The following is a 13345-nucleotide window of genomic DNA, read 5'->3' on the forward strand; positions in this document are numbered from 1 at the left end:
CTTAGTACGCCGCTTTGTTCACGAAACCTTTAAAGATGGTCAGAAAAACAATCTTGATATCAAACCAGAGGCTCCACTCACGGATGTACTCCAGGTCGAATTCAATGCGTTTTTCCATTTTTTCCAGCGTGTCGGTTTCACCGCGCCAGCCGTTGATCTGCGCCCAGCCGGTGATGCCTGGCTTCACTTTATGGCGCAGCATGTAGCCTTCAATCAGCGAGCGGTACTGTTCGTTGTGGGCAACCGCATGGGGACGAGGTCCGACAATCGACATGCCGCCGGTAAAGACGTTGATAAACTGCGGGAGTTCATCCAGCGAGGTACGGCGCAGGAAGTTCCCCACGCGGGTCACGCGCGGATCGTTCTGCGTGGCCTGGGTCACCACTTTGTCGTTCTCCATCACCTTCATGGAGCGGAATTTCCACACCATAATGGGCTTACCGTCCATGCCGTAGCGGGTCTGGCGGAAGATAACCGGCCCGGGAGAGCTCAGCTTCACCGCCAGGGCAATGCAGCACAGCACCGGGGAGATCAGCAGAAGGATCAGTGAAGAGAGCACGATATCTTCCAGACGCTTCAGCACGCGGTTAATCCCTGACAGTGGCGTGTCGTACAGCGGTACCACCGGCACGCCGTTCACCTCTTCAATGCGGGAGTGAAGGATGTTGAAGGTAAACACGTCCGGGATCAGGATCACCGAGCAGGTGGTATCCGCCAGCTCGCGCATCAGTTGCTTAATGCGGGATTCGTCTTTCATCTGCATGGCGATGTAAACGTTGTGAATTTTGCCCGCTTTGGCATCGTCAATCAGCTGTTCGTAGTTGCCCGCCCAGTCCGCAGGCACGCCGCCCGGCTTCGCGTCGTGATAAATCCCGACCACTTCAAACCCTAACCACGGCTCTTTGCGGAAGCTGTCGAGCAGCACCTGCCCGACCGGCAAATCCCCTGCTACGGCAACGAAGCGACGGTTATAGCCCCGGTTACGCAGCCAGCCCGCGCCGAAGCGGATCAGGGAGCGACAAACCACCATGCCGACGCTGGTCACCAGATACCAGCAGAGATAGGTCACCAGACGATTATCAAAATCATGGCTGAACGCCACCAGGCCCGCGCTGAAGATCAGGCTTAAGGTCCAGTTCTGCAGCAACAGCATCAGTTCGGTGGTCATTTTGACGCCACGCCACGAACGATAGAAATCCGTCATCCCGCCGATCATCTGAAACACAACCAGCGCAATCAGTGCCATCAGCAGATGCATGTATAAGAACGATTGCCCGCTGATCCGACACACCGCCCACAATCCACCGACCATGATGGTGATATCAGAAAAACGCTGCACCATAGAGATTAACGATGCATTCGTTCTCGCTCGTTCGCGTTTTTTTAGATTCGTCATCGTTGTTCCTTTATTCAACCCACACTTCACCCCTCACCCCGGCCCTCTCCCCAAAGGGGAGAGGGTGTTCAAGTTCCCTCTCCCCTTTGGGGAGAGGGTTAGGGTGAGGGGTAAGGTTTCGTATTACTGATTCAACAGCGCCAGAATGTCCTTCGTTCGGGCTTCCATCAGCGCGGTGTCGGCGCGAGATTCCACGTTCAGGCGCACCACCGGCTCGGTATTGGACGAGCGCAGGTTAAAGCGCCACTGCGGGAACGCCATGCTGATGCCGTCGGTACGGTCAATTTCCAGCGCGTGAATGGCAAAGTGCTGCTCCACGCGGGCAATGGCCTCGGCAGGCTGCGCCAGCTTGCTGTTGATCTCTCCGCTCGCCGGGAACGCGGCCATGCGGTCGCGTACCAGCTCGCCGAGGGTTTTCCCCTTCAGGCACAGCAGCTCGGTCACCAGCAGCCACGGGATCATCCCGCTGTCGCAGTAGGCGAAATCACGGAAGTAGTGGTGGGCGCTCATCTCGCCGCCGTAGATGGCGTCTTCTTCGCGCATGCGTTCTTTAATAAAGGCGTGGCCGGTTTTGGACATCACAGGCGTGCCGCCTGCGGCAGACACCACGTCAACGGTGTTCCAGGACAGACGCGGGTCATGAATGATTTTCGCGCCAGGGTTTTTCTCAAGGAACGCTTCCGCCAGCAGGCCGACAATGTAGTAGCCTTCGATGAACTGGCCTTTCTCGTCGAACAGGAAGCAGCGGTCGAAATCGCCGTCAAAGGCGATCCCCATATCCGCGCCATGCTCGATGACCGCGTTACGGGTGTCGTCGCGGCACTCCGGCAGCAGCGGGTTAGGAATACCGTTCGGGAAGTTGCCGTCCGGTGTGTTGTGCACTTTGACGAACGTCACCGGCACGTTAAGCGCTTTAAAGCGGGCTTCCAGGGCATCCACCACCGGGCCGGCCGCGCCGTTACCGGAGTTAATCACCAGCTTCAGCGGCTTCAGGTTTGCCACGTTGATGTAGCCCAGCAGGTGGTCGATGTACTCTTTCTGCAGGTTGATTTTTTTGTAGCTACCGCGCTTCGCCTCGTTCACCGGCGGGAAATCGTTAGCTTCCGCCAGACGCTGCACGTCGCGCAGTCCGGTGTCGCCGCTGATAGGACGCGCACCCTTGCGCACCAGCTTCATGCCGTTGTAATCCATCGGGTTATGGCTGGCGGTGACTTCGATCCCGCCGTCCACGCCGAGGTGGAAGGTGGCAAAATAGATCTCTTCGGTCCCGGACAGGCCGATGTCCAGCACGTCCACCCCCGCGTCCTGCAGCCCTTTCGCCAGGGCCAGCTTCAGGGATTCACTGGTCAGACGCACGTCGCCGCCCAGCACGATGGTTTTTGGCTTCAAATATTCGCCGTACGCGCGGCCAATGCGCCACGCAATGTCTTCATTCAACTCTTCGCCCAGCTTGCCGCGAATATCGTAGGCTTTAAAACAGGTTAACTTTTCCATGATGACCCCTTTTTCAGGCAACAGTTGGCCCGCCCGATTAACAGGCAAAATTGTTTTTATTCATTCGTAGGCCGGATAAGCGAAGCGCCATCCGGCGTTAAAGACGGTGCTAGACCCGGCCGTAGCGGTCCTGGAAGCGCACGATATCGTCCTCTTCCAGATACGAGCCGGAGCGCACCTCAATTAAGTCGAGAGGAATTTTCCCCGGGTTCTCCAGACAGTGCGTCGCCCCCAGTGGAATATAGATGGACTCATTTTCGCCCAGCAGTTTCACTTCACCGTCGATGGTGACTTTCGCCGTACCTGCCACCACCACCCAGTGCTCCGCGCGGTGGTGGTGCATCTGCACCGACAACCCCTCGCCCGGTTTCACGGTGATGCGTTTCACCTGATAACGCTCACCCGCATCGATGGAGTCGTATTTGCCCCACGGACGGTACACTTCTCGGTGGATGTGGTGTTCGTGTCGGCCATCCGCCTTGATCTTCTCCACCACTTTTTTAACGTCCTGCACGGCGTTACGGTTGGCAATCAGCACGGCGTCTTTCGTCTGGACTACCACAAGATCTTTCACCCCGACCGTGGTGACCAGGCCGGATTCGGCGTAGACGTAGCTGTTCTCGGTTTTGTGGCTAATCACATCACCGTGATGGACGTTACCCTCCGGGGTATGGGCGCTGATCTCCCACAGAGAGGACCAGGAGCCCACATCGCTCCAGCCCGCATCCATCGGCACCACCACGGCGTCTGCCGTGCGCTCCATGACCGCGTAGTCAATAGACTCTTCCGGGCAGGCGAGGAAAGCCGCTTCGTCGACGCGGATAAAATCAAGATCCGGATCCACCACGTTCATGGCTTTTTCGCAGGCGCTCAGGATATCCGGACGGTATTTCTGCAACTCCTCCAGATAGCGACCGGCGCGGAACAGGAACATGCCGCTGTTCCAGTAATATTCCCCGCTGGCGACGTAGGCCTGCGCGGTTTCAAGATTCGGTTTCTCAACGAACTGCGCCACGTCGAACGCCACGCTGTCGCCTTCGCCCGGCGTTACGTTACCGCGACGAATATAGCCATAGCCGGTTTCCGGCAGATCCGGCACGATGCCGAAGGTCACCAGCTTGCCGCTTTCCGCGTAAGGAATGGCCGCGCGAACCGCGTCGCGGAAGGCCTCTTCCTGCTGGATAACATGGTCTGCCGCCAGCACCAGCATCAGCGGGTCACAATCCGGACTGCTACGTTTTGCCGCCAGCGCCGCCAGAGCGATCGCGGGTGCGGTGTTGCGTCCGGCAGGCTCCAGAATGATATTTTCTGTGAGTTTGTTCAGCTGGCGCAGCTGCTCGGCAACAATAAAACGGTGCTGTTCGTTACAAATCACCACCGGGCTTTCACACTCCACGCCCTGCAGACGGTTTACCGTCGTCTGCAGCATGGTGAGATCCCCTTTCAGGCAGAGGAACTGTTTTGGATAGAGCACGCGGGACAGCGGCCACAACCGGCTACCAGAGCCACCAGCCATCACAACCGGATACAAAGTGGTTTGACTCATGATTTATCCCCGTATATCTGCAATAAATTGGCTCAGCACGTTCTCTTTATCGAGCGTGCGTTCGGCATATTCACGTGCCACCGTGTTTACTTTTGGCATGGCAAGTGCCTGTTCAATGCCGGAGACCAGCGCCGGGACCGATTCCGGCTCCACGCACACCGCAATCCCCGGGTAGCTGTCACACAGCTGGCCTAATTCGGTTTCGGCTTCGGCCGTAATCACCGCGTTACCGCCCACTGCCAGAATGTTGGTCAGCTTGGACGGCAACACCGCATCCGCCGCGCCGCGTTTTTGCACCACCAGATGGCAGTCGCCCATCTTCAGCAGCGCAGGCAGTGCCTCGTAGGACTGAAGCGGGAAGAACTTCACGTTGGACAGGCCGCGCTCGCTCGCCATCTTCTCCAGCCGCGCTTTCCCACCGCCCTGCCCGACAATCACAAACATCCATGGATGCTGGCTCAGCTGCTGAGCCGCTTCAATCACGTTCTCCAGCCCCTGCTTTTCGCCGATGTTGCCTGAGTAAAGAATGATTTTTTGATCATCAGGCAGACCGAGCTCTGCACGTAACGTCTGGGCGTCTTGCTCAGTCACGTCGCGAAAACGCGCCACTTCGGACCAGTTCGGGAAGAAGATCACCTTCTGGGCCGGGACGCCCTTCTCCTGCGCCTTGTTCATCATTGAGCGCGAAATGGTCGAGACATAATCGACGTTATGCAGACCGCTGCGCTCAAACGCGCTGGCGAGCTTCGCCACCTTGCCGCCTTTGCTTTTGCCTGCCATCCCCAGGCCCAGCATGGCGTCGACTTCATAATCCTGAATGTGCAGCAGGGTGCGGGCGCCGGAGAGTTTGCCCAGCAGGCGCATGCCCGGCGTGCAAAACAGCGTCGGCACCACGCCGATGATGCGATCCGGCTTCCAGCGACGCTGCGCCATCAGCGGGAAGAAGCTGCTCAGCGCAAAGCTGCCGAGGTGAATCAGCCGTTTCAGCGTCGAGGGCTGCTTCGGCACATACAGCGGGCAGCGCCAGACGGTCGCCGCGCCCTCTTCGCGACGGTAGCGCCAGCTTGAGTAGCGCTCCCCCACTTTCCATTCCGGGTAGTACGGCGGCGCGGTAATGACCCGCACGTCATGTCCCTGGCTCGCCATCCACTCGACCATCTCGCCGGTATATTTCCCGATACCGGTCAGTTCCGGCGAGTAGTTGATTCCATACACCAAAATTTTCATAAGCCCGGCACCTCAGACTGACGATCGGCAAGGAAATAGGCACGGCTGTTGTCGTGCACATTGTCGCTCGCCAGCAGCGCCTCTGGCGTCTGCCAGCGGTAGTCGTCATGCTGAGAATCAGGCAGACGCAGGTCTGCCTCACTCACCTTCAGGCGGAACCCCAGCACGATGTAGTGCGTGGTGAACCCGGTGCCCGAAAAGTTATCGTCATAGAAGTGCTGCCAGACCCCGTAAAACTGGCCCGCTGCCATCGGCAGCTGCAGGCCCAGTTCCGCCAGAGTGAGACGCTCAAACGCATCGCTCAACGTCTCATCCTTCTGCACGCGCCCGCCGGGCACGAACCAGAAGCCCTGTGCAGGACGGTTGGTTCGTTTCCCCAGCAAGAACTCGCCGCGTTCGTTCTCCACGATCAAATCAATTGAGATGAGCGGAGTGGAACGCACCACCGTGGCAAAATCTTCCTGACTTAAAAACATCATTACCCCCGGAAGCGATGCTGGTTTTCCAGGAACCACTGGTAGGTACTGGCCAGCCCCTGCTCCAGTGACACCTCGTGATACCAGCCCAGCTGATGCAGTCGGGTCACGTCCAGCAGTTTGCGCGGCGTGCCGTCCGGCTTGGTGGCGTCAAACACCACGCGGCCTTTGTAGCCCACCACCTGCGCGATGGTTTGCGCCAGCTCGCGAATGGTGCAGTCCACGCCGGTGCCCACGTTGATGTGCGACAGCATCGGCTCGGTGTTCTCCTGCCACACTTCGCGATCCAGCTCCATCACGTGAATGCTGGCGGCAGCCATGTCGTCCACGTGCAGGAATTCACGCATCGGCGTGCCGCTGCCCCACACCACCACGTCCGGCGCGTTCTCGGCGGTCGCCTCGTGGAAACGACGCAGCAGCGCCGGGATCACATGCGAGTTGCTCGGGTGGAAGTTGTCGTGCGGTCCGTACAGGTTGGTCGGCATCACCGAACGATAGTCACGGTTGTACTGACGGTTGTAGGACTCGCACAGCTTGATCCCGGCAATCTTGGCAATCGCGTACGGCTCGTTGGTCGCTTCCAGTGTGCCCTGCAGCAGCTCGCTTTCGGCGATCGGCTGCTTCGCCATTTTCGGGTAAATACAGGATGAGCCGAGGAACAGTAGCTTATTCACGTTGTGCAGATGCGCCGCGTGAATGATGTTGCTCTCAATCATCATGTTTTCGTAGATGAAATCCGCCGGGTAGGTGTTGTTGGCAACAATGCCGCCCACCTTCGCCGCCGCCAGATACACCTGGTCAATGCGTTCGCTGGCAAAGAAGTCCTGTACCGCACGGCCGTCGAGCAGGTTCAGCTCGTCACGCGTGCGGACAATCACCTCGACGTCACCGCGCTGCTCCAGCTGTCGAACAATCGCGGAACCCACCATTCCGCGATGACCGGCGACAAAAATACGTTGTTTTGTCATTCTCAGGACTCCAGCGCGATGGCAACCTCGTAGCCATGAGACTTGAGCAGAGAGTGTTTTTTCGCTGCTTCAAGATCTTTGGCCACCATCTCAGAGACCATCTCCTGCAGAGTGGTTTCTGGTTTCCAGCCCAGTTTCTCGTGCGCTTTGGTTGGGTCGCCCAGCAGGGTTTCCACTTCAGCAGGACGGAAGTAGCGCGGGTCAACCTGGACAATCACATCGCCTGGCTTCACGCCCGGCGCGTCGTGACCGGTCACGGACACCACGATGCCCTTCTCTTCCACGCCGGTGCCTTCAAAGCGCAGTTTGATACCCAGCTGCGCGGCAGCCATTTCCACGAACTGACGTACGGAGTACTGCACGCCGGTGGCAATCACGAAGTCTTCCGGTTTGTCCTGCTGCAGCATCATCCACTGCATTTTCACGTAGTCTTTGGCATGGCCCCAGTCACGCAGGGAGTCCATGTTGCCGAGGTGCAGGCATGATTCCAGACCCTGCGCGATGTTGGCGATAGCGCGGGTGATTTTGCGGGTCACGAAGGTTTCGCCGCGGCGCGGTGATTCGTGGTTGAACAGAATGCCGTTACAGGCGTACATGCCGTAGGATTCACGGTAGTTGACGGTGATCCAGTAGGCGTACAGTTTTGCTACCGCGTACGGAGAACGTGGGTAGAACGGCGTGGTCTCTTTCTGCGGGATTTCCTGCACCAGGCCGTACAGCTCAGAGGTGGATGCCTGGTAGAAACGGGTTTTCTTCTCCAGACCCAGGAAGCGAATGGCTTCCAGCAGACGCAGCGTACCCATGGCATCCACGTCAGCAGTGTATTCCGGGGATTCGAAGGAGACCGCAACGTGGCTCATCGCGCCCAGGTTGTAGACTTCATCCGGCTGCACTTCCTGCAGGATACGGGTCAGGTTGGAGGTATCGGTCAGGTCGCCGTAGTGCAGGTGGAATTTCGGGTTCGCCGCATGCGGATCCTGGTAAATATGATCGACACGTTCGGTGTTGAAAGAAGACGCACGACGTTTAATACCGTGTACTTCATAACCTTTTTCCAGCAGTAACTCTGCCAGGTAAGAACCATCCTGCCCGGTAACGCCGGTGATGAGAGCGACTTTAGACATGTTTATATTCCTCTGTACTTATCAAAGTTTTTCAGTTTCAACGCGTTCGCGTATCACCACTGCGGGGTTGCCACGGCAAACTGTATTTGCCGGTAGCGATTTAAAAACGCTGCTGCGGGCACCGACTACCGTGCCATCACCAACAGAAACACCCGGTGCAACAAAAACATCCGTTGCCAGCCAGCATTTTTCGCCAATCACAACAGGCGAAGCGGTAATATCAAAATGCTGACTCATAAAGTCATGACTGCCGGTGCACAAATAACATTTCTGTGACACCACCGAATTTGCGCCAATCGTAATCTCGCCCAGGGTATATAACACCGCGTCATCCCCTACCCATGCGTAATCCCCGAGCGTTAATTTCCAGGGGTAGGTAATTTTTACCGAAGGCCGAATGACTACGTTTTTTCCGATTTTTGCGCCAAACAGGCGCAATAAAAATGCTCGCCAGCGGTACAATATTTGCGGTGACCAGGCAAATAACGTTGCCTGAACGGCCCACCACAGTTGCACTTTAATACCGCTCCCGCCCCGAAAACCTTTCGGCACGGAGAAACCGCTCAGATCCTGCATTGCGCTTCCTTATATTCAGGCTTTGTTATATAAGGTTTTCGTTTTACCTGTCGTACGCAGGCGTAATAAATAAGATAATTCCGCCCAGAACCCCGGCACGCGTAATATTTTACGCTGCACGTTTTTGGCATCCTGGCACAATTCCAGATTATTAGACGTTGACACGCCGCCCATTGAAAATTCCGACACCAGGCCTTTCAGGCGACGGAACGGGTAGCCGGATTTATACAGACTGGCGGCCAGCGCATAATCCGAAGAGACTTTATATTGCAAATCGTAAGGCTGTTTTTTCAGACCCTTTACCGGGAAGAAAATGGCCTGATGGCTGGCCGGCAAGCTGTGGTAGATATACCAGCCTGGCTTCGCGCTACGGCATATTTTATGTCCGTCGCCAAAATCGAGCAGCGCGTCACCAATATACATGGCGTCCTCTTTCTGGCGCGCCAGCTGACGGGCAAACAGCGCCACGTCATCGTGGAAAACATCACCGGAATTAAGGAAGATGGCATAGCGCCCTTGCGCCATGTTGATGCCTTTGTTCATTGCATCGTAGATGCCTTTATCTTTCTCGCTGACGTAGCGTAAGTTGAACTCACCGTTGAGTTTTTCCAGAAACTCTGCCGTGCCATCGTTCGAGCCACCATCGACCACAATCCACTCAAAGGTGAGGCTTGGGTCGCGCGCCAGGTTACGCAGCGAGCGCCAGGTTTTTACCACCCCTTCGTAATTACGAAAAGCGACAGTAATGACGCTAAGAAACATAAGACCACCTCGTCATGAATTCGTAATATTAAGCGCTTTACGCAAAATAAACGGACAAACAATTAAGAACGCATATTCCGGGCTAAATATTGACCCGGTAAAAAACAGCGACACCGGTGTGAACAGATAAAGCTGCACGCGAAAGTTCTGGTTATCCCCAAACGCGTTAATCATCATTTTGAAAACTTTAAACAGATACCACAGCGTCAACAGTACGGCGAACCACGAAAAATAAATAATTAACAGATACAGACCATTGTCTATGGTTTTACCGACATCCGCACCGTTAAAGATTCCGAATGATGCAACATATTCGTAAAGTGAGCCGAATCTTACTACGCCATCAATATGGGTTAAGGAATAACCCACCATCACCAGTGGACCAATAATGCGATAATAGGACGACGATCCTTCCGTTCCCAAATCACCCAGACGTTCTGAGATGTACGGGAATGCAAATATCACGCCTACCAGAAATACCGTCAGGGAGATAATCGCCAGCGGCAGTTTTTTCTTAATCGCCTCTTTGTTCAGGTACTGGAACGCCCACTCCAGCAGGTAAAACAGGATAAATGTCATTACCCCTGAGAACGATCCAGACAGAACAATTCCTGCAAGAATCATAGCATCGGTCTTAGGCGTTTTGATACCAAACTGTTTGATGCTGAGCCAAATTGAGATTAATGCCAGAGCAAAAAACGCCGGTTCAAAATAGAGCGCGGTGGTACGTTTCCCGCCAAACTTAATGAAGTTCAATACATAGCTGTTGCTGTAAATGAGATATTTCGAAATTATCTCCATCAGGCTGCTGCCACCGGTGAGAATAATTTGCGCCATCTCCATGGCGGCAAGCATAACAATTAACGCAACGGCAATATAAAAGAACCTAAGGATTTTCCGATAATTGTGCGGAGAAATAGTTTTAAACCGAATACTCCAGACCATACCGATAATAATGACAATATAAACAAACAGCATGGTCGAGGTGACGTATTTACTGGCATCCAGCGACTGGCCAAAGATGTAGTTAAACAGCGTCAGGCCCGTGCCCAACCCTAAGGCAATCATCAGCTTCTTCAGGTTGATTTTATCGACATACAGCAGAAGCAGAAGGGGCAAGAAAGTGACGATGGTTATCGGGAAGCTTTCGCCGAGCTGGGCAATCTTGACGTTGACCAGCAGGTAGATCAGCGGCAGCAGCAGATAACTACAGATTCTGATAGAACGAGACATACTCCTCCAGCATCTGTTGTCCGCTGTACGCCTTGCGGCTGCGGTTGCGGAACGATTCCAGGTCAGTGCCAAAAACAGTCCGGGCAATCTGCGCCTTCGGCAACTGCACCAGCGGCAAAATTTCCTGTTCCGCGAAGGTTTTCCCGCCGGATTTCTCCAGCACTTCTCGCGCCGCGTCGCTGTGGGTGGCAAGTACCGGTACACCAATGGAGAGCGCTTCACAGAGGATCAGCGGATAGTTATCCACGCGGGAGCTGAACACCAGCGCATCCATTTCATTCAGCGCGCTCATCAGTTTGCGTTTGTCGGTTTCAAACCCGTGGTTCACCACGTTGGCCCCTTCGAACGGCGAGAATTTGCCGAAGGTGTGCAGTTCAATCTTGTCACCCAGCGCCATCATGTCGCGCACCAGCTGCTGGTTGGTTTTGCCGTCGTAGCGCAGGTCATGGGCAACGATGGCGATTTTCGGTTTGCCTGTGGTTTCCGCCACCGGCGTCAGTTCGGCAAGAATGGCTTCCGTCGCCACGTCGATGCCGTTGTTGATAATCTGGCAGCACCCTGCCCCGTACAGGCTGTTGAAGGCATCGGCCACGTGCTGGCTCGGGGAGATAAACGTACAGCCGAGCGAGAGCATGTCGCGAAACAGCTGACGCTTTCCTTCCACCAGCTGGTGGGCGCGGTCCACTTTCACCGGCGGGTAGTTGCTTAAGGTCGGACATTTCTGACAGTTATTTTTCCAGCCTTCGCAGCCGTCGGTAAACGCGCAGCGGCCGGTTACGCTCCAGTGATCGTGCAGCGTCCAGACAAAGCGGGTATCGGGCTTGTGGGCCTTCACCTTCTGGCAAAACGCCACCACCTCTTCCAGATTCAGCCAGTAGCTGTGCAGCACGTGAAAATGGAGCACAACCGGGCCGGTGGTGCGCGTCACCGTGCGATAAAGAGAATTCAGGTTGCCAAACAGATCGCGGTTAAACAGACGGAACAGCGCAATGTTGGCAATCGATGTCAGGCGCGGCGTGTGCTTCTGCACCTGCGGGAAGTTATCGTGGCTGACGCTTTTCTTGCCGCCTTTGCCATAGCCGTAAATAAACCGGGACTGAAGTCCTTTTTGCAGGGCGCGCTGATGCAGATCCAGCGCCACGCCTGCTGCTCCGCCTTCTGCGAGGCGTACGTTAAATTGCAGAATGTTCATTTAATCACCTTCACGCGGGCTTTTTCTCCCACCACCAGCGCGTTATCCGGAATGCTGTCCAGCACCACGCTGCCAGCACCAATCGTGACGTTGTTACCAATCGTGATATCACCAATGATCACCACATTCGCGCCCAGCTCAACGTTATTGCCGATGACCGGGCAGGCCAGGCTGTCTGGCCCGCGGTTGCCAATGGTGACCGCATGACGAATGGTGAAATCATCCCCGGCGACCACAAACTTGTTGATCACCACCGCATAGCCGTGGTGGATGGTGAAGCGGCGGCCAATGGTGGCAGCAGCCTGAATCTCATAGCCAAAAAAGCATTCCGTGATGATGCGGTACAGCACCAGAACCGGTGCCGCCCAGAGATTGTTCAGCACGTTTTTCTTACGCCACACTGAGCAGAAATGGGCGATGCGGTACGCCAGAACCATGCAGCACGGGCGCAGGCTCCAGCTGTTTGCGCGGCAATCTTCCAGAAACATTATTTCCCCCGAAGTCCATCAGCCAGGCGCTTACCGTTACGTACGGAAAGCAGCGTCAGCAGCGTGCGCCAGTTCATGCGCTTATTGCGGATCTGATAGAGGGTAAAGAGCTGATATTTACGGCTGGCACGGTCAAACTTGTCCTTGTGCTTGCGGTAAAAATGGAAGTAGCCCGAGAATTTCTTCGGCGAGGAGGTGATTTGCATCTCCCCGTGGTTGATGTGCAGGATCTGCGTGGCCTCTTCCACTTTCCACGGCTCGCCATACTCCACCACCATGCGCAGGAAGATGTCGTAATCCTGCGCGGCCTTCAGTTCGGTATCGAACAGGCACTCTTTAAAGCGCCACGCCCAGGTAAAGACCTGATTACCGATAATGTTGCGCTTGTAGAACAGGCGACGGGAATACGGTGATTTCGGGTACAGCGGCAGACTGGCCGGCTGCGAGTACACCTCGCCCTGGCAGACATAGTCGTTGGCATACAGGAATGCGTGCGTAACCAGCTGTTCTTTGTGCGAGAGGAAGACAGACAGGCGGTTTGGCGTCCATTCGTCATCGTCGTCGATCCCGGTGAGATACTGCCCTTTGGCCTGCATAATCGCCTGATTACGCACCGCACAGGCACCGGAGTTAATCGCGTTGTGCGTATAGACCACCCGCGGATCGTTGAGGTCAGTCACAAATTTTTGCAGCTGTTCATACGAGGAGGAACAGTCATCCACGATGATCAGTTCCCAGTTATCGTAATCCTGACGTAGTACCGACTTAATTGCGCGGATCGCCAGCTGCTGACGATTCCATGTCGGCATATAGATTGAAACTAACGGGCGTTGTGTGGTCATGGTCTTCCCCTTATCCCTCTC

The 13345-nt window shown here is 55.6% G+C and carries 13 protein-coding genes; all 13 read right to left on the bottom strand.

The features are described from left to right. Position 1 precedes the first annotated feature (1 nt). Positions 2-1396 carry an undecaprenyl-phosphate glucose phosphotransferase gene (wcaJ, locus tag C1N69_RS14825; protein ID WP_025758738.1) on the bottom strand — a complete coding sequence of 465 codons (1395 nt, stop codon included), beginning with the start codon at positions 1394-1396 and terminating at the stop codon, positions 2-4. Positions 1397-1519: 123 nt separating this feature from the next. Then, entirely contained in the window at positions 1520-2890 is a 1371-nt protein-coding gene (cpsG, locus tag C1N69_RS14830; RefSeq protein WP_045285624.1) for a colanic acid biosynthesis phosphomannomutase CpsG, read from the bottom strand. Between the two features lie 109 nt (positions 2891-2999). After that, positions 3000-4436, bottom strand: coding sequence for a mannose-1-phosphate guanyltransferase (gene cpsB / locus C1N69_RS14835; RefSeq protein WP_155031458.1), 1437 nt, complete (start codon positions 4434-4436; stop codon positions 3000-3002). A 3-nt stretch (positions 4437-4439) separates the two neighbouring features. Next, positions 4440-5663 carry a colanic acid biosynthesis fucosyltransferase WcaI gene (gene wcaI / locus C1N69_RS14840; RefSeq protein WP_025758734.1) on the bottom strand — a complete coding sequence of 408 codons (1224 nt, stop codon included), beginning with the start codon at positions 5661-5663 and terminating at the stop codon, positions 4440-4442. After that, complete coding sequence (locus tag C1N69_RS14845) at positions 5660-6139, bottom strand: GDP-mannose mannosyl hydrolase (RefSeq protein ID WP_072250627.1); 480 nt, start codon at positions 6137-6139, stop codon at positions 5660-5662. The genes wcaI and C1N69_RS14845 overlap by 4 nt, the downstream gene beginning before the upstream one ends. 2 nt (positions 6140-6141) lie before the next feature. After that, positions 6142-7107, bottom strand: coding sequence for a GDP-L-fucose synthase (gene fcl, locus C1N69_RS14850; protein WP_059386426.1), 966 nt, complete (start codon positions 7105-7107; stop codon positions 6142-6144). A gap of 2 nt (positions 7108-7109) precedes the next feature. Continuing rightward, a complete protein-coding gene (gene gmd / locus C1N69_RS14855) occupies positions 7110-8231 on the bottom strand; it encodes a GDP-mannose 4,6-dehydratase (protein WP_025758730.1) in 1122 nt (373 codons plus the stop codon). A 21-nt stretch (positions 8232-8252) separates the two neighbouring features. Further along, on the bottom strand, positions 8253-8807 hold the full coding sequence (gene wcaF, locus C1N69_RS14860) for a colanic acid biosynthesis acetyltransferase WcaF (protein WP_025758729.1): 555 nt from the start codon (positions 8805-8807) through the stop codon (positions 8253-8255). A gap of 15 nt (positions 8808-8822) precedes the next feature. Next, positions 8823-9569 carry a colanic acid biosynthesis glycosyltransferase WcaE gene (gene wcaE, locus C1N69_RS14865; RefSeq protein ID WP_025758727.1) on the bottom strand — a complete coding sequence of 249 codons (747 nt, stop codon included), beginning with the start codon at positions 9567-9569 and terminating at the stop codon, positions 8823-8825. Positions 9570-9581: 12 nt separating this feature from the next. Continuing rightward, complete coding sequence (wcaD, locus tag C1N69_RS14870; protein ID WP_047959054.1) at positions 9582-10802, bottom strand: colanic acid polymerase WcaD; 1221 nt, start codon at positions 10800-10802, stop codon at positions 9582-9584. Further along, complete coding sequence (gene wcaC / locus C1N69_RS14875) at positions 10777-11994, bottom strand: colanic acid biosynthesis glycosyltransferase WcaC (protein WP_155031459.1); 1218 nt, start codon at positions 11992-11994, stop codon at positions 10777-10779. Before wcaC ends, wcaD begins: the two co-directional genes overlap by 26 nt. After that, complete coding sequence (gene wcaB / locus C1N69_RS14880; protein ID WP_014170825.1) at positions 11991-12482, bottom strand: colanic acid biosynthesis acetyltransferase WcaB; 492 nt, start codon at positions 12480-12482, stop codon at positions 11991-11993. Before wcaB ends, wcaC begins: the two co-directional genes overlap by 4 nt. Further along, the gene (gene wcaA, locus C1N69_RS14885) at positions 12482-13324 is read right to left on the bottom strand and encodes a colanic acid biosynthesis glycosyltransferase WcaA (RefSeq protein ID WP_155031460.1); all 843 of its coding nucleotides are present in this window, start codon (positions 13322-13324) and stop codon (positions 12482-12484) included. The genes wcaB and wcaA overlap by 1 nt, the downstream gene beginning before the upstream one ends. Positions 13325-13345: the final 21 nt, after the last annotated feature.

Origin of the sequence: Enterobacter sichuanensis (assembly GCF_009036245.1) — a bacterium.
GTDB classification, from domain to species: Bacteria; Pseudomonadota; Gammaproteobacteria; order Enterobacterales; family Enterobacteriaceae; genus Enterobacter; species Enterobacter sichuanensis.